This is a genomic window from Xylanibacter oryzae DSM 17970 (genome assembly GCF_000585355.1).
GTDB lineage: Bacteria > Bacteroidota > Bacteroidia > Bacteroidales > Bacteroidaceae > Prevotella > Prevotella oryzae.
Genome location: NZ_KK073873.1, coordinates 783,694 through 805,111 on the forward strand (window position 1 = coordinate 783,694; position 21,418 = coordinate 805,111).

Genomic DNA, 21,418 nt, shown 5'->3' on the forward strand with positions numbered 1-21,418 from the left:
ATGAAAGATTATGAAGAAGTTTAAAGTATTCACGTTGTTCCTTTGTTTAGGAATAATACTGAGCGGTTGTAATAACCTTACCAAAGGTGCTGGTATAGGTGCTGCTGGTGGTGCTGTACTTGGTGGAATAATTGGAAATATAGCAGGAAATACGGCAGTAGGTGCGGCAGTAGGTGCAGCAGTAGGTGCAGGAACCGGTGCTGTTATTGGCAAGCATATGGATAAAGTAAAACAGGAAGCGGCTCAAGTTAAAAATGCTAAGGTTGAAACTGTTCAGGACAAAAATGGTCTACAGGCTGTTAAGGTCACTTTTGATTCAGGAATTCTTTTTGCTACTAACAAATCTGAATTGAGTAGTTCAGCTAAGACATCTCTGGCTAAGTTTGCGCAAGTACTTAATAACAACAAAGATTGCGATATAGCAATATATGGTCATACAGATAATACCGGCAATGATGGTATCAATCTACCTTTATCTCTTCAGAGGGCACAGAGTGTGCAGAACTATCTGAGTAGCTGTGGCGTACAGTCTAGAGTTTTCAAGTCAGTTGATGGCAAGGGTTCATCTACTCCTGTAGCTGATAATTCAACAGCAGAAGGGCGTCAACAGAATCGTCGTGTTGAAGTATACATGTATGCAAGTACAGACATGATCAATGCAGCTAATAATGGAAATCTGAATAACTAATTTATTGTTGAAAAAATAGTTTTGTGAAAATCAAATTAGTAAAAAAAATTATCCGATGGATTGTGGTTGCTTTTTTTGGCTCCACAATCCTTTCGGTTGTAGCTTACCGCTTTATTCCCGTTTATTTTACTCCACTTATGTTCATCCGCTGTCTTCAGCAGATGGGTAGTGGCGAGTCGTTAAAAATGAAACATCATTGGGTACCGATGGATGAAATATCTCCCCATCTTCCTGTCTCAGTTATGGCTAGTGAAGACCAGAGATTCCTCCTTCATCATGGTTTTGACTATGATGCGATAGAAAGGGCTGCTATGCATAATATTGATGGCGGAAAAAAACAAGGAGCATCTACAATAAGTCAGCAGACGGCAAAGAATGTTTTCCTTTGGCCAGGACGTTCGTGGGTACGTAAAGGTTTTGAAGCCTATTTTACAGTACTCATTGAGTTCATGTGGAGCAAGCAACGTATTATGGAAGTTTATCTTAATTCTATAGAGATGGGTGAGGGAATATACGGTGCACAAGCTGTTGCTAAGGAACATTTCGGAGTAAATGCTTACGAATTATCAAAACTGCAATGTGCACTAATAGCATCGTCATTGCCTAATCCTCGTAAATTTGATTCTGGTCATCCTTCATCGTATATGTTTAAACGCCAGCGTCAGATTATTTCAAATATGAAATTTATACCTGCTTTTCCAAAAGAAGGAGAAGATGTGAACCCTAATACAACAGTAGGTGGAATTTATCACAAGAGAAAATGAAAGCAATATAAATAATGAAATCCGCCATCCTAATAATGTTTTGTTGAGAATTTAGGATGGCGGATTATTTTATTTAAATAATAAACTGTTTTGCTTCGTAATTATTCAGTATAAAAATCTATAAGTCTTTTTATAGCCTGTATGCAAACAGGGCAGAACTCAGGAGTCGTATTATCTCTCATTCTGCATCTCTGTACACCTCGGTATACCCCCTTCATGCTATATCCTGCACCCTCAAATACACCAATACGAGTGTATTGCGTTTTCTCTTTTTTACTTTCAGGTGTTGGTATAGGCGTTCCTTTTGATATCAGATTTTCCCATTTCCCGTGAAAGTCTTTTAATGTAGTGAGATTAGGTTCCCAAGGTTCTATATCATGAGGATACATTGGAATTTGCTCAGATTCATACGCATATTCATCACCAAGTCCAGCAAAACTATGTCCAAACTCGTGTACTACTACAGGTTTAAACCATTTATTATGTGTCATCGAAAGATTGTAAGAATTTAGTATGCCGCCTCCTCCATACTTTTCAGTGTTTACAAGAACAATAATATGCTCATAAGGTGTACCAGCAAGAATGTCATGCATATCTTTCAGGTTGAGTGTCGTTAGATAGCGATCAGAATAGAAAGTGTCAAAATGTGAATGTAGAGCGGTATTTTTCCATATACCTTTAGATGGCTCACTTGTTCCGCTTTCTATAGAAGGTGCCTCTACCGCAACAATATTAAACTTTGAGCGCATTGATTTAAATGGCTCGTGTTCAAACAGTGCCTCCATAGCAGTTCTTGCATCATTTTCAAATGTCTGCATTTCATCCTTTTTATATCCCTCAGACAGGTATGCTATATGTATACATCTATTACTGTCTGCTGCTGCTTGAAGAGTTATATAAGGCGTAACATTATGTTCTCCTATACTATGTATAAGAATATCTTTAGGAGCAACAATATGAGTATATGATGAGATTATCTCACGCCTGTTATTTCTGAGATCAACTGTTATTGAGACGGTATCTTTTGGAAAAGGAACTAGAAATACATTCTCAAAAGATCTCTTTGTAGCTTTTGCCTCATCATATGATAACCATTCTTGAAACAATGTAGAAAACGAATTACGGTAAATAACAGTGCCTGTCTTTTTATCTTTTACTGTTATTTGTCCATTACCTTCAACAGGTATTTCTGCAAGTTTTTGTTTCTTTCCATACCAGTGTGGCTCTGTTTTCAACTCATCAAGAAAGATGCTTTGCTGTTTTACATCACCACCGAAGATATAATCCAACCTTAATGTTTTATTAACAAAATAATCATCAAAATTTTGTGCTTTTGATGATTGGCAAAAAAATATGCCGCATACTATAATTGCGGCAAATAATAATCTTTTCATATTTATAATTTTATATGTCAAAAGGATCCTGTTTCATTAATGTCTTGATATAGTTGCGTTCCCAGTCATCTTCGTGAAAGATAGTATCATTAAATTTAAGTATGTCAATATCCATTTTTATAAGACCTTTAGATCTTTCCGCTTTAGTGTTTCCACATTTACGCTCCAGCTGTTTAATAGCTCTGGAAACTTGTGGCAATCCATGTGTGGTTTTTATAAAAGCAAGACAATTTATGAATTTTTCTGACGTAAGGCCTATGGGCATAGTCCACAGTTGTGTACTGAATGCGACTTCACCGAACAAATCTTTTAGTAATTGTTCAACTTTCATCATATTCATTTCTTGGTCTGTGTTTGAACCAAGAGCTAGTATAATTTTGTTCTTAACATTCGTTCTCATTACCACGCGAGCTAATTCTTATAAGTGCAAATATAATAAATTATCTTAACTATTGTGCAAATTTTTAGTTTTTTTATAAAATAACGCGGAAAAATGTTACCTTTGCGATAAATAAAAGAGAATAAATATGGATTTAAATAAAATTTTAGAGAAACTTAAAATTAAAGAATTGAATGAAATGCAGCAGGCTTCTATAGCTGCTGTTGAGAATTCTGACAATGATATAGTGATACTTTCGGCTACAGGTTCAGGTAAGACTTTAGCGTATCTTCTTCCATTAATCAGTCTAGTCGATAGCGACAATTCAAATGTTCAGGCTGTTGTACTTGTCCCAGGACGTGAATTGGCATTGCAATCTGATACAGTGTTAAAGAATGCAGGTTCAGGTTTGCGTAGTTGTTGTTGCTATGGCGGACGTGCCGCTATGGATGAACATCGTAAAATACGTGAGCAACATCCGCAAATTGTCTTTGCTACACCAGGCAGATTAAATGATCATCTTAAAAAAGGAAATATATCACCATATGCAATTAAGTATATAGTAATAGACGAGTTTGATAAATGCCTTGAGATGGGTTTCCGTGATGAGATGAGTGATATAATCAGCAAACTGAAAGGTGCACAGCGTCATATCTTGTTATCTGCTACAGATGCTGATGAAATACCCGATTTCGTAAATATGGGTAAGACAACTAATCTAAACTTCCTTGATAAGGATGAGCAAGTACCAGATAGAATAAAGCTGTATGAAGTACATAGTCAAGAAAAAGATAAAATAGATACCCTTCAGAAACTTCTGCGGAGTTTTGGAGAAGAGAGCAGTATTGTTTTCCTCAATTATAGAGATAGTGTAGAGCGAGCAGAAGAGTTACTACATAAAAGAGGGTTTGCTACAAGTGCATTTCATGGAGGCTTAGAACAGAAATTACGTGAAGATGCTCTGTACAAATTCAGTAACGGTTCTACAAATATTTTCATATCTACAGATCTAGGATCACGTGGACTTGACATTCCTGATATAGACAATATTGTACATTATCATCTTCCTTTAAATGAAGAGAGTTACATACATAGGGTAGGCCGTACAGCAAGGTGGAAAGCACATGGAGAGTCTTTCTTTATATTAGGTCCAGATGAGACGATGCCTGAATATATAAATGACGATGTTGAAGAATTTAAAATACCAACCGATCTGCCAGATCCAGCATTACCGAAAATGGTAACCATTTATATCGGAAAAGGTAAAAATGATAAGATAAGTAAAGGCGATATAGTAGGTTTCTTATGTAAAAAAGGAGGCCTTGAAAAAACACAGATTGGCCGTATTGATGTAAATGATCGTTATACATATGCAGCAGTTAGTAGACCAATGCTGAACCAATTATTGAAACTTACCAGAGGAGAAAAAATCAAAGGTATAAAGACTGTTGTTGAAATTGTCAAATAGACAAAAAAAGTACCAAATTCCTATATTTGTGTCGAAATATTTGGCTGATTGCAAGAAAAAATGTAACTTCGCCGTCGAATTTTCAAAAAAAGAATTTATTAATAAACAAATATTTTAATAAACAATCAAATGAAGAAGTACAACTTTAATGCAGGTCCGTCAATGCTTCCACGTGAGGTGATTGAGAACACGGCAAAGCAGATTTTAGACTTCAATGGTTCTGGTCTTTCATTAGCAGAGATCAGCCATCGTGCTAAAGATTTCCAACCAGTTGTTGATGAGGCAGAAGCTCTCATTAAGGAATTATTAAATGTTCCTGAAGGCTACTCCGTATTATTCCTTGGTGGCGGTGCCTCCTTAGAGTTTTGTATGATTCCATTCAACTTCTTAATAAAGAAGGCAGCATATCTGAACACAGGTGTTTGGGCTAAGAAGGCAATGAAAGAAGCTAAATTTTTTGGCGAGGTAGTCGAAGTTGCTTCTTCTGCTGATGCTAATTATACATTTATTCCAAAGGATTGGTCTTGTCCTGCAGATGCTGACTATCTTCATATCACATCAAATAATACTATCTACGGAACAGAAATTCGTAAAGATCTTGATGTAAATGTTCCTATGATATCAGATATGTCATCTGATATACTCAGCAGACCTGTAGATGTTTCAAAATATGACTGTATATATGCCGGTGCACAGAAGAATTTGTCAATGGCAGGTGTAACAGTTATCATTCTCAAAAATGATAAATTAGGTAAGGCTCCACGAGAGATACCTACAATGCTAGACTATCGTACACATGTTGACAAAGGTTCAATGTTTAATACTCCTCCAGTTGTTCCTATTTATACAGCACTCGAAAATCTTCGTTGGATTAAGAAAAAAGGTGGTGTTGAAGCAATGGACAGGAGAGCCAATGAACGTGCTGAAATAGTTTACTCAGAAATAGAGCGTAACAAGCTATTCAAGGGTACTGTTAAAGAAGAAGATCGTTCTGTAATGAACATATGCTTTGTTATGAATGATGAATATAAAGAACTTGAAAAACCTTTCTTGGATTACGCAATATCAAAGGGTATGGTTGGTATAAAAGGGCATCGTTCTGTCGGAGGTTTCCGTGCGAGTTGCTATAACGCTCAGACTATTGAAGGCGTTAACGCCCTTGTGAAGTGCATGAAGGATTTTGAAGCACAGAATTAATTAGACATTTCAAATAAAGGGCGGATTTATTCCGCCCTATATTCGTTTTAAACAACATATTAATTAAAAAACTATGAAAGTATTAGTAGCAACAGAAAAGCCATTTGCAGCGGCTGCTGTAAATGGTATTAAAGCAGAAATTGAAGCAACTGGTAATCAGTTGGTTTTATTAGAAAAATATACAGACAAGTCACAACTCCTTGACGCAGTTAAGGATGCTGATGCCATGATAGTTCGTTCAGACAAAGTAACGCCTGAAGTTCTTGATGCTGCAAAAAAACTTAAGATTGTTGTTCGTGCCGGTGCCGGTTTTGACAGTATAGACACAGCTTATGCAAAGACAAAAGGTGTAGTTGTTGAGAATACTCCCGGACAGAACTCTAATGCTGTTGCTGAACTAGTTTTCGGACTTTTAGTCTATGCAGTACGTAATTTCTATAATGGAAAATCAGGCGTAGAACTGAAAGGAAAAAAACTTGGTATTCTTGCTTTTGGAAATGTTGGTCGTAACGTGGCACGTGTTGCTAAAGGTTTTGGCATGGATGTATATGCATACGATGCATATTGTCCTAAAGCTGCTATAGAAGAGGCTGGCGTACATGCTGTTGACAGTCAAAATGAATTGTTTAAAAATTGTGATGTTGTTTCTCTACACATACCTGCTACATCAGAGACAAAGGAAAGCATTAACTATGCACAAGTAAATATGATGGAGAAGGGTGGTATCCTTATAAATACGGCCCGTAAAGAGGTTATTAATGAACCAGAACTTATCAAATTGCTTTCTGATCGTGAAGATCTGAAATACATTACAGATATCAAACCTGATGCTGATGCAGAATTTGCAAAGTTTGAAGGACGCTATTTCAGTACACCAAAGAAAATGGGTGCTCAGACAGCTGAGGCAAATATAAATGCAGGTATTGCTGCTGCAAAGCAGATAAATGCATTCTTTAAAGACGGTTGCACTAAATTTCAGGTAAATAAATAAAAACGATGGCAACAATAAAACCATTCAAGGGTGTTCGCCCTCCAAAGGAGTTTGTTGAGAGTGTAGAATCTCGTCCTTATGACGTGCTTAACAGCGAGGAAGCTCGCGAAGAGGCAGGTGACAATGAAAAGAGTCTATATCATATAATTAAACCGGAAATAGACTTTGAACAAGGTACAAGTGAGTATGATCCTCGTGTTTATGAAAAAGCTGCTGAGAATTTTAAAAAATTCCAAAATAAAGGCTGGCTTGTTCAAGATGAAAAGGAGCAATATTATATCTACGCCCAGACTATGAACGGTAAGACTCAATATGGACTGGTTGTCGGTGCATATGTCAATGATTACCTTACAGGCGTAATCAAAAAGCATGAACTTACCCGCCGCGACAAAGAAGAGGATAGAATGAAGCATGTCCGCGTGTGCGATGCAAACATAGAACCGGTATTTTTTGCTTATCCAGACAACTCAATACTTGACGCCCTTATTAAAAAGTATGCAGCAGGGAAATCTGAATATGACTTTATTGCTCCTATAGATGGCTTTCGTCATCAATTCTGGATTGTAACTGACGATAAAGACATTAATACAATAACAGATGAATTCGCTAAGATGTCATCATTGTATATTGCAGATGGTCACCATCGTTCAGCAGCAGCTGCTCTTGTTGGTGCAGAAAAAGCCAAACAGAATCCTAACCATACAGGCAAAGAAGAGTATAATTATTTTATGGCGGTATGTTTTCAGGCTTCACAACTTACCATACTTGATTATAACAGGGTGGTAACAGATCTTAATGGGATGACTTCAGAACAGTTCTTGTCTGCATTAAATAAAAACTTTAACGTAGAAGAAAAAGGTTCTGATATATATAAACCTGTAGCTCTGCATAATTTCTCTTTATATCTTGATGAGAAATGGTATAGTATTACAGCCAAACAAGGAACATTCAATGATCAGGATCCTATTGGGGTGTTAGATGTTGACATTTCCAGCAGACTGATTTTAGATGATCTTTTGGGTATAAAGGATTTACGTTCTGATAAGCGTATTGACTTTGTAGGCGGATTGAGAGGACTTAAAGAATTGAAGCGCCGCGTAGACAATGGCGAAATGAAAATGGCTTTGGCACTTTATCCTGTATCTATGAAACAGATTATGGATATTGCAGACAGTGGTAAAATAATGCCTCCTAAGGCCACATGGTTTGAGCCTAAACTGCGTTCAGGTCTTATCATTCATAAGCTAAGCTAATTATTTATAGTCTATAACCATAAATGGGAGACGAATATAAAACAATAAATAATATTGGTGAAGGAACTTATTCTGAGAAAAGGAGTAAGTTCCTTGCTTTTTCACATCATATTTCGAACGTTGATGAGGCCAGAGACATATTAGACATGTATCATAAAAAATATTATGATTCAAGGCATGTTTGCTATGCATACGTATTGGGTCCCGACAGGCATGAATTCAGAGCTAATGATGATGGAGAGCCAAGTAGTACTGCGGGCAAACCTATTTTAGGTCAGATTAATAGCAGTGAACTAACAGATATATTAGTTGTTGTTGTAAGATATTATGGAGGGGTGAACCTGGGTACAGGAGGTTTGATCGTTGCATATCGTACTGCGGCAGCTGAGGCTATTGCAAATTCAGAAATAATAAGCAAGTATGTAGAAGAGGAAGTAAAATATAGCTTTCCGTATGTTATGATGAACGATGTAATGCGTATAATAAAAGAGATGGATCCTAAAATAATATCTCAGACATATGATAATACATGCGAAATTACAATGTCAATCAGACAGAGCAAAGCCGAACAATTGAGAAATAAACTAAAAAAGTTATCCTTCGAATAACTGAACCCCAGTTAAAAATAATAAATTCTCAATTTCTCATACCCTTTTTTCAATTATAAATGTTACCTTTGTATTCGTTTAAAGGAAGGTTGGCAGAGTGACCGAATGCGCTGGACTCGAAATCCGGTATACCCCTTTCGGGTATCGGGGGTTTGAATCCCTCACCTTCCGCAAACAAATAATCCAACCGAAAATCTAAAATTAAATCATGGACAGCGAATTTTGGCAAAGAGAAATTGAAACAATGCCAAGACCTGAGTTAGAAAAATTGCAGGTCGAAAAGTTGAAACGTACGATAAACATTGCCTTGAAGTCTCCTCTGTACAAGAGGCGTCTTGGAGATTTTGGCATTAATGCAGAGTCAATTAATACTGTTGATGATATAAGGAAAATTCCATTTACTACAAAAGAAGATTTGCGCAACAATTATCCTTTCGGACTTGTTGGTGGAGATATGAAAGATGCAATACGTATTCATTCATCAAGTGGTACAACAGGTCATCCTACAGTAGTAGTATATAGCCGTCATGATATAGACTCATGGGCAAATATGATAGCTCGCAATATGTATATGGTTGGATGTAGAAATACAGATGTTTTTCAGAACAGTTCAGGTTATGGAATGTTTACCGGTGGTTTAGGATTCCAATATGGTGCAGAAAAATTAGGAGCTACAACTGTTCCGGCAGCAGCAGGTAATAGCAAACGCCAGATAATGTTTATAAAAGACTTTGGTACTACATGTTTGCATGCTATTCCTAGTTATGCGATACGCCTTGCAGAAGTTTTTCAAGAAGAAGGTCTTGATCCGCGTGATACCAAATTACATACACTATTTATTGGCGCAGAACCACATACAGAGGAACAAAGGAGAAGGATAGAACGTATGCTTGGTGTAAAAGCATATAATAGTTTTGGAATGACAGAGATGAACGGACCGGGAGTTGCTTTCGAATGCAAATATCAAAATGGCATGCATTTATGGGAAGACAATTATATCGTAGAGATAATTGATCCTGATACCCTTGAGCCTGTTCCAGACGGTACGATAGGAGAGATGGTTCTAACAACTTTAGACCGTACGATGATGCCTATATTGAGATATCGTACGCATGACCTTACACGTATAATACCCGGTGAATGTGAGTGCGGACGCACACATCGTCGTATAGATCGTATAAAGGGGCGTACTGATGATATGTTTATCATTAAGGGCGTAAATGTATTCCCAATGCAGGTAGAGAAAATACTTGTACAGTATCACGGACTTGGAAGTAATTATTTGATAACACTTGATACAGAAAACGACAATGACATAATGACTGTTGAGGTTGAACTTGATAATCTCAATACAGAGAATTATCCAGAATTAGAACGAATGACAAATAATATAAAACGTGCACTTAAAGACGAGATACTTTTGACACCAAAAGTAAAACTTGTAAAAAAAGGTACGTTACCGCAGAGTGACGGAAAGGCCGTAAGAGTAAAAGACCTCCGTGACGGACGCGGATAACAATGTACAAAATGAAACTAAAAAAAGTATATATATCATTTTTGATATTATTTCTTGCCGCTCCGGTAGTGGCACAGAATATAAGAGAAGTTTTCAAGCAGATGCCTGATAGCATGTTCCCATATATTACCAATACAAATCGTTTGGATTTTATTGATTTTAAGGATGCTAACATGAAGGCAGAGGTAAACAATAGTCTTGGTGGAAAGAGTGAGATGAAAGTTCTTACAGATAATTACATTGAAGTGGAATTGAGCAGTGTATCCAATCTCCAGATCAGACTATTGCCTAAAGATTCGACAAAGGTAATATGTATGGTTACTACATTTTTTGGACCGGAAGCTGATAGCAAGGTTCAATTTTTCTCATTAAACTGGAAACCCCTGGATATAAAGTCTGCAGTTCCATCATTTGACGATTTTTTTGTAAAGCCGGATAGTATTAATACAGAGCGTTTTGTTCAACTTAAAAAAATGGTAGAACCTGTGATGTATTATGTAATCCTGTCTTCGAAAGATAACACAATCACTTATTCATTAAGTCTGCCTCTTCTCAATAAAGAAGATAAAAAAGCGTTAGATGCTGTATTGCGTAAGGTAACACTTAAATGGACCGGTAAGTCTTTTATGTAAATAAGATACATAATATATATGCATGTAGCCATAATTGGTGCAGGGGCAGCAGGATGCTTTGCAGCCATAAATCTGAAGAGATTAAACCCATCTGTTGACGTTACTGTATATGAAAGCGGTAACAGACCTCTTGCAAAAGTCTCTGTAACAGGCGGAGGAAGATGTAATCTTACTAATTCTTTTGATGGTATAAAGAGCTTGTCTGCTGTTTATCCACGTGGCGAGCGTCTTATGAAAAGACTCCTACATGAATTTAGTAATAAAGATACATGCGAATGGTTCGAACGTGAAGGAGTTCGCTTAATAACGCAAGATGACTACTGTGTATTTCCACAGTCGCAGGATGCGATGGAGATAGTTGATACACTTATAAATCTTATGAATAAGAATAAGATAAAAATTTGTACAGGTCATCGTGTGGACAATATAGAGAAAAATAATACTGATGAACAGAACAATGATTTTCGTATTAAATTTTCAGATACTAAAATAAAAGATATAAAAGCCGATGCTGTAGTTGTGGCTATCGGTGGTAGTCCTCATAGCAAAGGGCTCGCTTTTCTTGATAACTTCACACTAGAAATAGTAGAACCAAGACCATCGTTATTCAGTTTTTGTCTTCCACAAAATAGTATTACTGAAATGACAGGTACTGTGGTAAATGAAGTAGAGGTAAGTCTTTCTGGTACAAAGCATCGTGCATCAGGCCCTTTACTTATTACACATTGGGGCGTAAGTGGACCGGCAATACTTAAGCTTTCATCTTATGCAGCCCGTAGTCTCTTTGATAATGACTACAAAGCCAAACTTTCTGTCAATTGGTTTGGTGACAAAAACGAGAACGATGTACTAGAACATTTTATATCGACAGCAAAAGCCAATCCTCAGAAAAAACTTTCCACTACACGTCCCGAACATATTAATTCGCGTTTGTGGTTAAACCTATTGTTGCAAAGTGGGGTAGACCCTGAACAGCGTTGGTGTGAACTAAGTAAGAAAAGTTATAACCGTATGGTAAATACCTTGACAAACAATATATATAACATCGAAGGTAAAAACAAATTCAAAGAAGAATTCGTGACATGTGGAGGTATAGCATTAAACAATGTAAATTCACGTACACTTGAATGCAAAACATGCCCCGGCTTGTATTTTGCCGGGGAAGTCTTGGATGTTGATGCCATTACCGGAGGCTTTAATTTGCAAGCAGCCTGGACAATGGGATATGTTGTAGCCAAATCACTTTCTGTTAAGTGATTAGACTATCCTTTTTCTTCAAGTTTTTTACAGTCTTCAAGTAGTTTGATTGCATCTACATATTGGGCTATGCCAGATGCTACTTCTTTTGCCGCTTTCATTGCAAGAACTACTGTTTTAGGATGGTGAACAACATCGCCTCCTGCAAAAACGCCACTACGTGTGGTCATACCCATCGGGCGCTCATTGACGATGACATATCCTCTTTCATCCACATCAATTCCGGCAGTAGTAGATACAATACGATTTGCCGGTCTTGAGCCTATTGCAAGAAATACGCGACTAAATTCAACATTCTTCTCACCATCAGGAGTGTTCAGATGTATAGCCTTAAGCCGATTTTTTTCATTTCCAACAAAATCTATCGTGGAAGATTCCCACATAAACTTAACTCCTTCAGCAACGGCATCATTATACTCACTGGGTATTGCCGGCATTTTATCTTGTGTACTTCTATATATCACTGTTACATCAGCTCCAAGACGTATTGCAGTACGCGCAGCATCCATAGCTACATTGCCACCGCCAATTACAGCGACTCTTTCTCCCGGATTAATAGGTACCATGTCACGGCTTATAACTCCTTCGTTATAACTGTTTACACAGTGTAGAAGGTATGTAGACTGGTTTACACCTCTAAGGTCAGCACCTTTCACTCCATTCATATTCATTGGTATAGAAGTACCCGTACCAATAAAAATAGCATCATAACCTTCATCGAAAAGACTGTCTACGGTAATGTTATTTTCCCCCACAAGACAGTTAAGGACAAAATTTACTCCCAAGGCCTCAATTTTTGCTATCTCTTTTCGAACTACGGTTTTTGGCAGACGGTATTCAGGAATACCATACATTAATACGCCACCAGCAACATTCTGTCCTTCAAATATTGTAACATCAAATCCCTGACGTGCTAGATCTCCTGCAACAGTCAATCCGGCAGGGCCCGAACCTATTACCGCAACTCTTCCGCGTATATTTTTTTGGATTCTCTCACGTATAAGGTTCATGTCTGTATCGAAGTCAGCAATGAAACACTCCAGTTTTCCTATCTGTATGCCCTTTCCTTTTTTATTCAAAATACAATTTCCCTGACATTGTTTTTCATGTGGACACACACGACCACATATAGCAGGCAGGTTACTTTTATCATTTATGATACTCATAGCCTTTCCCATATTGCCCATTGAAAGTTGGTGTACAAATTCTGGAATATCATTATCTATAGGACATCCTTTTCTGCACATAGGAACCTTGCAATTTAGACATCTTTTAGCCTCGTCAATAGCTTCTTTGGTAGTAAATATTTCGTTTACCACCTGAAAAGAATTACTCTCCATACTCTTAAATAGTTTGTTGTTATTATCCTTAAATTGGTTCTTGTAGTCTATTTTGTAAACTACAGGTTGCAAAATTACACATTTTAGTTGACATAAGAGCATTTTTATTCAAATAAATTGAGTGTGTTAATAATTTATAAAATATAAAGAAACGTTTGACTCGTACCTAAGGGCATGGTGTAACTTTGCAAATGAATTCAAAAATCGTACGATTAATGAAAAATAAAATGAAGTTTAAAATCGGAGAGTTTTCTTGTCTTACAGGGGTTACCGTCAAGACGTTACGTTATTATGAACAGTTCGAACTTCTTGTACCTGACGAGGTAGATGAATGGACCGGATATCGTTATTATAATGTGGCACAGATGCAGACGATGAGTCAGATACGTCAGTTGAAAGCCATTGGATTCTCATTAGAAGAGATAAGAGACTTGCTTGAGAAAGACACTCACAAACCGAGTATTTCCCAACTGGAAGAGAAAATCAGGCAGTGTAATATCAGACTCAATAAGTTGTTAAATCAGCGTGCTCAACTTATGCAGATAGTTGACTCTCAAAAACAAATGAATGAAATGGAAAAAATTACAATTCAGTCTTTGCCAGAAATTATTGTGGCATCACATCGTAGAATCATTGCAAACTTTAGTGAACTTGGACCTCTATGTGTAAATGTTATAGGTCCTGAAATGTATAGATTAGGTTGTAAGTGTTCGCAGCCTGGCTATTGCTTCAGTATAGAGCATGGAGACGAATATACACCTACAAACGTTGATATTGAATACTTTGAACAGGTAGAGGAGATGGGGCAAGACTCTTCTATAATCAAATTTAAGAAACTACCTGCTGTATCAACTGCTGTATGTATGAAGTGTTATGGCCCTTACGAAAAATTATATGATCACTATGTAGAACTGTTTAAGTATATTGAACAGCATGGCTATCATAAGATTGGGAAATCACGTACCTGTTATGTTGATGGAGCCTGGAATCAGGAAGACCCTGATAAATGGCTAACAATAATTCAGGTTCCTGTTGAAAAAGAATAATCCAATATTTTAAAAACGATGCCCCTTCTTCTATGGTTGGGGCATTTTTTTGTTTTTGTATTTTTAGTATATTACCCTGAATATACATAGGTTTCTAAATAAATTAATAATATCGCTATATGTTGTTTGTTCTTGATTTATAAAAAACATTTTTAAACCTCAACCTCACTAATCTTATGTAAATATCTATAAACCAATATATTACCATAGTGAGGTTTTGTTTTGAAACCTCACTAAACCTCACTATTTAATTAATGGTAATTAAATATTACAAATATGCCATTTAAAAACAACTTGTTTTGTAATACAAATCAAGTTGTTTTGTTGAGCAAATTAAGTTGATTTGTATATAAAAATAAGTTGTTTTGTGTTGCTGTATTTATGTTTTTATAATGGTAAATTTAGTTTATACATTTGTTGTTAAATATCATTGTTATACGTATTTAGTATAGGAATAAGGAGGTCAAAATTGATTCTATTTGTTCAAATATTTATGATATCTTTGCAATTGTTATTTCAAGTTGATTGCGGAAAGAAGTTCCACAGTCAACTTGATGTTATAAAAAAGTAATTATTTAAGACAACTTATATTGTCAATTAACGATTAAACAGTCAACCACCTTTGGAAAAAGACACTAGTGAGGTTTAGTGAGGTTTAAAAACAAAACATCACTCTCGTAACTTGTTGTTTTATATGTATTTATATAAGATTAGTGAGGTTGAGGTTTAAAAACGTTTTTATAATTATAAGTATTATTATTGTTTACGTGTTTTCTGTAATATATTAAATGTAATCTAACATATTATTTATTTGATAAACATAATCATCATTTCTAAATAAAAAATGTCATTAACATGAAGAGTTTCAAAAAAACTATTATCTTTGCAAAGACTAATTAATATATATGCTATATGATAGAAACAGGACAAAAACTGCCGGAGATACTTGGTAAGGATCAGAACGGCAACACTATTAAAATGAGTGACTTCAAGGGTAAGAAACTGGTTCTCTATTTTTATCCCAAAGATTCCACCCCTGGTTGTACTAGTGAAGCATGTAACTTGCGTGACAACTATGAGCGTTTCCTTTCATTAGGTTATGCTGTAGTTGGTGTCAGCATCCAAGATGCAGATTCGCACAAGAAGTTCATTGAAAAATATGAATTGCCATTCCCTTTGATTGCTGACACAGATCGCGTGTTGGTAGAGGCACTAGGTATTTACGGAGAGAAACAAATGGCTGGTCGCAAATACATGGGTGTTTTTCGTACTACAGTTATTGCAGACGAAAATGGGGTAGTGGAACGCATCTTTATGCCTAAAGATATTAAAGTAAATGAACACGCAGAACAGATTCTAGATTGAAGAAGAAAAGAGCACTATGCTTTTTTCAAGAGTTGATATCCAATAACTCCTCCCAAAATAGAGGCTGAAAATATACCAACCATGGCCTGAACATAGTTGTCATGGTTGGTAAATGCCAAAGTTGATACAAACATAGACATTGTAAAACCTATCGAGGCCAAGAAACCTAACCCGATTATTCTTCTTTTCGTAATCGTTTTTGGGAAAGTTGCAATTTTTAGTTTTGTAATAATCATTGTTGATCCAACAATTCCGATCGGTTTACCTAATAGTAATCCAAACATAACTCCTATCGCGACATTGGTAGAGAAGAGTGATGCAAAATCAATCTTAATAAAAGAGATTCCAGCATTCGACAAAGCGAATATTGGCATTATAATAAAAGAAACCATAGGGTGCATCGCATGCTCAAGCCTCTGAAGTGGAGGCACCGCGAATTTTGCGTCAGTCCTTATTCTGTCAATAATTTCGACTTGATTAGCCTTGAGTGTTGAGAATTCACTACTTTTAATTTGACTAAACTTATTTAGCAGTTTCTTTGCTCTGGCTACAAATATATGTTCAGGTATTCTTGAATCAGCAGGAATGACAAATGCCGATAGTACAGCTGCAATTGTAGCATGAACTCCTGATAAAAGAAATGAAGCCCAGACCCCACCAATGCCTAAAATTGCATAAAATATGACGTTCTTCACTCCCATTTTATTTGCCACGAACATTACAGCCAGAAAACAAAATCCTATTCCAAGGTTTAAAAGTGAAATCTCTGAAGTATAGAAGAGTGCAATAACAATTACAGCCCCTAAATCATCAACAATAGCAAGGGTTGTGAGAAAAACTTTTGCTGATTGTGGTATTTTGTTTCCCAATAAATATAATATACCTAACGAAAAAGCTATATCTGTAGCCATTGGAATTCCCCAACCACTAACAACTGTACTTCCGTTGTTAAAGATAAGATATATTACCGCAGGTATAATCATACCTCCAATAGCGGCACATATAGGGAGAATTGTGTTTCGTATCTTAGCTAATTCACCACTTATGAATTCTCTTTTAAGTTCAAGGCCAACAACGAAGAAAAACATAGCCATAAGACCATCATTAATCCATTGATGTATGCTGTAGTTCATATATAAAGAACCATTTAAAGATACTCCTATTTTATATTCAAAGAAGTGAGTATACCATTCAGCTAATGGTGAATTTGCTAATATCAATGCAATTATTACACTTATTGCAAGAACTATTCCGCCAGATTTTTCCTGCCGCATGAATACTTGCAATGGCATTAATATATTGTTTTTTACTTTGTTTTCTATCTTGCTATTCATATCGTTTGTATTTATATATGATTAAATATATGTTTACTATCTTATACCGCTAAGTTGATAATGATAAAGGTTGACTTTAAAATCATAAGTATGTATATTTTTAGTTCATAACATAAAAATCACAGATGATTATCTTTGTGTCTTTTACGACTCTACATATTTATGATTTTACAAAGATAATGAAAAATCAACAAAATAACGAATCGCTAAATTCTCTTTACGAGGTTTTAACTTACTTATATAAGAAAAATGTTATTATGTAATATTGAATTATTATTATTTTATTAGACCAAGAGATTATTTCAAAAATAAGCGTATCTTTGCATATTATATACTTTTATTATAAAGAAAGGCGTAAAATGGAGAATCCAGCAGAAATCAGAAATGAAAAGTTAGCCCAGAAACTCATTAAAAATTTGAGTCAAAGGCATTATGATGCTTATTATTGCAAAACATCAAAAGACGCTTTAAAAAAAGCTATTCAACTAATTCCTCAGGGAAGTTCTGTAAGTTGGGGAGGATCAGCAACTCTTAATGAAATAGGACTGATTAAAGCTCTCAAAGACGGTATTTATAAAGTTTACGACCGTGAAAATTCAGCGACACAGAAGGAAAAAAGAGAAATGTCTCTCAAGGCTTTTGATTGTGATTATTATCTGTCTAGTGTTAATGCAATGAGTGAGGATGGAGTCTTTGTTAATATTGACGGAAGTGGTAATCGTGTGGCTGCAATAACATGGGGACCTGAACATGTCATTCTAGTAGTAGGGATTAATAAGATCTGCCAGGATGTGGATGCTGCGATCAAGCGTGCGCGTTCTACCGCTGCCCCAATCAATACAGCGCGTTTTGATGTTAAGACACCATGTATTATAGACGGCACGTGCCATGACTGCAAGTCGGCCGATAGCATTTGTGCATATGTATCTATTCAGCGTCTTTCGCGTCCAGCCAAACGTCATATCGTTATTCTTGTTGGTGAAGATCTTGGTTATTAGAAGTCTTAGAACATAGTATTAAGATTAAATAAAATTAGGTGGGCTCGATAATTATTTATGGTACACAGTATGGTACTTCAAAGAAATATGCAGATAAGTTGTCTGAGATGACAGACATTAAGGCAACTTGTTTTTCTAAAGTAAAAAATGCATCTACATACAGTCGGATTATATATATAGGTAGTCTGTATGCCGGAGGGGTCAAAGGTTTGAGGCAAACAGTCAAAGGAGTATCTGTTAATGCTGAAATTATTATCATAACTGTAGGATTGGCAGATCCTCATGACCCTGAAAATATAGCTAACATTAGAGAGGCTGTACATAAACAGATTCCAGAGGATCTTTTTAAACGTACGACTTTCTTTCATCTTAGAGGTGCTATTGACTATAAACGATTGAACATTAAGCATAGGATTATGATGTCAATGCTTTATAAACGAGTAAAAAAGAAACCAGATGATCTGCTTACATCCGAAGATAGGATGATGATAGCCACATACAACCAGATCGTGGACTTTGTTGATTATAATTCACTGGAGCCTATTGTTGATTTTATCCGCCAAACAGATTCATAATATGCAATTTAATCATTGACTATTGTAGTTTTATTAATATTTATTTTGCAGTTTTCTTTTCTTGTTTTACCTTTGTTCCCAAAATAAGAAAAGATGAGAGCAATTAGATTAGAAAGAAAGAGCATGTTCAAAGAAGTTCGTGATTATGTGCTAATAACCATAGCGATGTTGTCTTATTGTATTGGGTGGACAGTGTTCCTTCTACCCAATAATATTACAACAGGTGGAGTCTCCGGTATATCATCAATTGTATACTGGGGATTGGGAATTCCTGTTGAATATACATATTTCGGAATAAATGCCGTATTGATGATATTTGCGCTTAGGCTTCTAGGCATGAAATTCTGCATCAAGACTATTTATGGCGTTGTTGTACTAACCCTTTCTCTATCTGCTTTTCGTATCTTTACAGCCGATCTGCATTTACTTCAAGATCAGCCATTTATGGCAAGTGTAATTGGTGCTGTTTTCACAGGCTGTGGAGTCGGATTGGGTTTATCCGCAAATGGAAGTACAGGCGGTACTGATATTATTGCAGCTATAATTAATAAATATAGAGATATATCTTTAGGAAAAGTGATCCTGATATGTGATGTTATCATAGTTACATCCAGTTATATTGTTCTAAAGGATTGGGAGAAGGTTATCTACGGTTATGTAGTACTCTTCATCACAGCCTATTGTATAGATCAGGTTGTTAATTCTATGCGTCGTTCAGTTCAGTTTTTTATCATTTCAGACAAGTATGACGAAATAGGCCATCGCATAAATGAAAATCCTCATCGAGGATGTACTGTTATCAATGCCCAGGGATTTTATTCAGGTCATGATGTAAAGATGCTTTTTGTACTTGCAAAACGTAGAGAATCTGGTACAATATTTCGTCTAATAGATGAGATAGACCCTAAGGCCTTTGTTTCTCAGAGTGCTGTTATTGGTGTTTACGGTGAAGGATTCGATCGTTATAAGGTGAAACGTAGCAAGTAAGCTAGAAAAAAAGAAGTTCATTTATATCATTGAAGCAAGAAAAGCTGAAGAAATTAAAGCTTGCTCGCCCCACCAGTTGAAACGAATAGACTCGAGTTTTTCATGTAAGTTATCTCCAATCATTCTGTGTCGTCTAATGACGGCATAAAACAAAGGTAGGATGGTTATGAGTAAGATCCATGGGCTGTTCATTATAACTATGTACACCACGCTTATACTACAAATAGCAGCAGAAATATAATGAATAATTTCTTTATGTTCTTTATGATAATCTGAAGTTACACCAATTAGAAACAGGCATGAACAGGCGATGAATCCTGAAAAGTCAAACTTACTTGTCATTATTGGAAATACTAAAATGGAAATGACGATAGCCCATAACGTAAATATTTTCCCCCAACCTTCTTTATACTTTTCAAGTCCGTAAAAAGATGAACTGAAAGAGATTGGATTATATGCATATACTTCCGCAAATATCTCATAAAGAATTGTCAGAATTGCAGCTATGTACATCAATATTCTCATACGCTTTTGCCTTTTTTGTGCAAATATTATATTTTTTCGTTTAATAATTGCTATCAAAACTGCACATTTATGTTGCCATTTTTTAGTAATATTCAATATGGCAAATCAATAACTAACTTTTGACAAATTATAGTACTGGAAAATAACTATCTTTGCAAAGGATATGAACAAGAATAAAAACATATACAAGTTTTCGGTTGAAGATTTTATTGATAATGGGCAACCTGTAAAATATATTGACAGTGACTTTATCATAATGGATAATCTGAAAACAAATGCTCAACTTAGTACTATTAAGTTGGGTGTCAATGTTTTTAGTATTGTTACTAAAGGGAAAATGGAAGCTAGCATAAATGGACATCGAATAATAATAGGTGAACGCCAGATGATGGTATGTCCTTCTTCTGCAATAATGGAAGACCTTATGATTAGTCCCGATTTGAAATGTATCATAATATGCTTAACTGACCGTTTGCTGAAAATGCTTATACATTCATATATATCAATATGGAATATAGCGTTATATGTCAAAAACGTCAATAAGATAGATCTTAAGGAAAAAGATATTGATGTTATAGAAAGGGTAATTGATCTACTAAAGATATATATAAGCGACGAAAATATTTATTTTCGTGAAAGTATAATACATTCTTTGATACAAACGCTGTTGTTGGACTTTTGTTCTACGTTAAAAACTTATTGTTGTGTATATGACAATTCTGATAAGATTACTAGTGCTGAAAAATTGTTCAATGGTTTTATAGATATACTATCTAAAAGCGAAATAAAAAGGCATCCGATTACTTTCTATTCAGACAAATTGTTTATTTCATCCAGATACCTATCAAGCATATGTAGAAACATAAGTGGAAAATCAGCAGAAAAATGGATACAGGATTATTTGAATGATGACATCAACTATATGCTTCTTTCGACAGACATGAATGTTAAAAGCATTGCTGTAAAATGTGGATTTTCAAGCATAGCATTGTTTGATAAATACGTAAAGTTGCATTTGGGTATGTCTCCACAAAAATACAGAACTGAAAATAATAAAAAAAGCGAACCAAATGCTTCTGAAAAGCTATTATGAAATTTCTT

21 protein-coding genes and 1 tRNA gene are annotated in these 21,418 nt (G+C 35.7%); 17 read left to right on the plus strand and 5 right to left on the minus strand.

The window, feature by feature from the left end:
• Positions 1-10: 10 nt before the first annotated feature.
• Both XYLOR_RS03140 and mtgA read left to right on the plus strand, forming a co-directional pair.
• Positions 11-688, plus strand: a complete 678-nt coding sequence (locus tag XYLOR_RS03140) for a YiaD family glycine zipper/OmpA-like lipoprotein (RefSeq protein WP_036876901.1) — start codon at positions 11-13, stop codon at positions 686-688.
• A gap of 23 nt (positions 689-711) precedes the next feature.
• Positions 712-1,452 (plus strand): monofunctional biosynthetic peptidoglycan transglycosylase, encoded by a 741-nt coding sequence (gene mtgA / locus XYLOR_RS03145; protein WP_036876904.1) that lies wholly within the window; start codon positions 712-714, stop codon positions 1,450-1,452.
• 101 nt (positions 1,453-1,553) lie between these two features.
• Here mtgA and XYLOR_RS03150 read toward each other — a convergent pair whose 3' ends face one another.
• Both XYLOR_RS03150 and XYLOR_RS03155 read right to left on the minus strand, forming a co-directional pair.
• Entirely contained in the window at positions 1,554-2,846 is a 1,293-nt protein-coding gene (locus tag XYLOR_RS03150) for a M64 family metallopeptidase (protein WP_036876907.1), read from the minus strand.
• A 10-nt stretch (positions 2,847-2,856) separates the two neighbouring features.
• Positions 2,857-3,246 carry a 2-amino-4-hydroxy-6-hydroxymethyldihydropteridine diphosphokinase gene (locus tag XYLOR_RS03155; RefSeq protein ID WP_036876908.1) on the minus strand — a complete coding sequence of 130 codons (390 nt, stop codon included), beginning with the start codon at positions 3,244-3,246 and terminating at the stop codon, positions 2,857-2,859.
• A 127-nt stretch (positions 3,247-3,373) separates the two neighbouring features.
• On the opposite strand from XYLOR_RS03155, the gene XYLOR_RS03160 reads away from it, so the two are divergent.
• The 9 genes from XYLOR_RS03160 (at position 3,374) to XYLOR_RS03200 (ending at position 12,147) form a co-directional block, all read left to right on the plus strand.
• Complete coding sequence (locus XYLOR_RS03160) at positions 3,374-4,693, plus strand: DEAD/DEAH box helicase (protein ID WP_036876910.1); 1,320 nt, start codon at positions 3,374-3,376, stop codon at positions 4,691-4,693.
• A 129-nt stretch (positions 4,694-4,822) separates the two neighbouring features.
• Positions 4,823-5,890: a 3-phosphoserine/phosphohydroxythreonine transaminase gene (gene serC, locus XYLOR_RS03165; RefSeq protein WP_036876912.1), complete on the plus strand. Its 1,068-nt coding sequence runs from the start codon at positions 4,823-4,825 to the stop codon at positions 5,888-5,890.
• Between the two features lie 73 nt (positions 5,891-5,963).
• Positions 5,964-6,881 carry an NAD(P)-dependent oxidoreductase gene (locus XYLOR_RS03170; protein ID WP_036876914.1) on the plus strand — a complete coding sequence of 306 codons (918 nt, stop codon included), beginning with the start codon at positions 5,964-5,966 and terminating at the stop codon, positions 6,879-6,881.
• Positions 6,882-6,886: 5 nt separating this feature from the next.
• Positions 6,887-8,134 (plus strand): DUF1015 domain-containing protein, encoded by a 1,248-nt coding sequence (locus XYLOR_RS03175; protein WP_036876916.1) that lies wholly within the window; start codon positions 6,887-6,889, stop codon positions 8,132-8,134.
• A 23-nt stretch (positions 8,135-8,157) separates the two neighbouring features.
• A complete protein-coding gene (locus tag XYLOR_RS03180) occupies positions 8,158-8,742 on the plus strand; it encodes an IMPACT family protein (RefSeq protein ID WP_036876918.1) in 585 nt (194 codons plus the stop codon).
• Between the two features lie 83 nt (positions 8,743-8,825).
• Positions 8,826-8,913, plus strand: a tRNA-Ser gene (locus XYLOR_RS03185).
• Between the two features lie 37 nt (positions 8,914-8,950).
• Positions 8,951-10,258 (plus strand): phenylacetate--CoA ligase family protein, encoded by a 1,308-nt coding sequence (locus tag XYLOR_RS03190; RefSeq protein ID WP_036876920.1) that lies wholly within the window; start codon positions 8,951-8,953, stop codon positions 10,256-10,258.
• 11 nt (positions 10,259-10,269) lie between these two features.
• Positions 10,270-10,890, plus strand: a complete 621-nt coding sequence (locus XYLOR_RS03195; protein WP_169730547.1) for a DUF3256 family protein — start codon at positions 10,270-10,272, stop codon at positions 10,888-10,890.
• 18 nt (positions 10,891-10,908) lie between these two features.
• Positions 10,909-12,147, plus strand: coding sequence for a BaiN/RdsA family NAD(P)/FAD-dependent oxidoreductase (locus XYLOR_RS03200; protein WP_036876922.1), 1,239 nt, complete (start codon positions 10,909-10,911; stop codon positions 12,145-12,147).
• A gap of 5 nt (positions 12,148-12,152) precedes the next feature.
• On the opposite strand, the gene XYLOR_RS03205 is transcribed toward XYLOR_RS03200, so the two are convergent.
• On the minus strand, positions 12,153-13,487 hold the full coding sequence (locus XYLOR_RS03205; RefSeq protein WP_036880586.1) for an NAD(P)-dependent oxidoreductase: 1,335 nt from the start codon (positions 13,485-13,487) through the stop codon (positions 12,153-12,155).
• Between the two features lie 227 nt (positions 13,488-13,714).
• Between XYLOR_RS03205 and XYLOR_RS03210 the strand changes: the two genes are divergently transcribed.
• A complete protein-coding gene (locus tag XYLOR_RS03210) occupies positions 13,715-14,533 on the plus strand; it encodes a MerR family transcriptional regulator (protein ID WP_245601938.1) in 819 nt (272 codons plus the stop codon).
• A 915-nt stretch (positions 14,534-15,448) separates the two neighbouring features.
• Positions 15,449-15,898, plus strand: coding sequence for a peroxiredoxin (locus tag XYLOR_RS03215; RefSeq protein WP_036880587.1), 450 nt, complete (start codon positions 15,449-15,451; stop codon positions 15,896-15,898).
• Between the two features lie 14 nt (positions 15,899-15,912).
• Here XYLOR_RS03215 and nhaA read toward each other — a convergent pair whose 3' ends face one another.
• Positions 15,913-17,232: a Na+/H+ antiporter NhaA gene (gene nhaA, locus XYLOR_RS03220; protein ID WP_036876927.1), complete on the minus strand. Its 1,320-nt coding sequence runs from the start codon at positions 17,230-17,232 to the stop codon at positions 15,913-15,915.
• Between the two features lie 359 nt (positions 17,233-17,591).
• Between nhaA and XYLOR_RS03225 the strand changes: the two genes are divergently transcribed.
• The 3 genes from XYLOR_RS03225 (at position 17,592) to XYLOR_RS03235 (ending at position 19,792) form a co-directional block, all read left to right on the plus strand.
• The gene (locus XYLOR_RS03225; RefSeq protein WP_036876928.1) at positions 17,592-18,230 is read left to right on the plus strand and encodes a lactate utilization protein; all 639 of its coding nucleotides are present in this window, start codon (positions 17,592-17,594) and stop codon (positions 18,228-18,230) included.
• A 38-nt stretch (positions 18,231-18,268) separates the two neighbouring features.
• Entirely contained in the window at positions 18,269-18,805 is a 537-nt protein-coding gene (locus XYLOR_RS03230; protein WP_036876931.1) for a flavodoxin domain-containing protein, read from the plus strand.
• A 93-nt stretch (positions 18,806-18,898) separates the two neighbouring features.
• Complete coding sequence (locus tag XYLOR_RS03235) at positions 18,899-19,792, plus strand: YitT family protein (protein ID WP_036876934.1); 894 nt, start codon at positions 18,899-18,901, stop codon at positions 19,790-19,792.
• Positions 19,793-19,813: 21 nt separating this feature from the next.
• Here XYLOR_RS03235 and XYLOR_RS03240 read toward each other — a convergent pair whose 3' ends face one another.
• Positions 19,814-20,317: a hypothetical protein gene (locus XYLOR_RS03240; protein WP_154655649.1), complete on the minus strand. Its 504-nt coding sequence runs from the start codon at positions 20,315-20,317 to the stop codon at positions 19,814-19,816.
• Between the two features lie 163 nt (positions 20,318-20,480).
• On the opposite strand from XYLOR_RS03240, the gene XYLOR_RS03245 reads away from it, so the two are divergent.
• On the plus strand, positions 20,481-21,410 hold the full coding sequence (locus tag XYLOR_RS03245) for a helix-turn-helix domain-containing protein (protein WP_036876937.1): 930 nt from the start codon (positions 20,481-20,483) through the stop codon (positions 21,408-21,410).
• Positions 21,411-21,418: the final 8 nt, after the last annotated feature.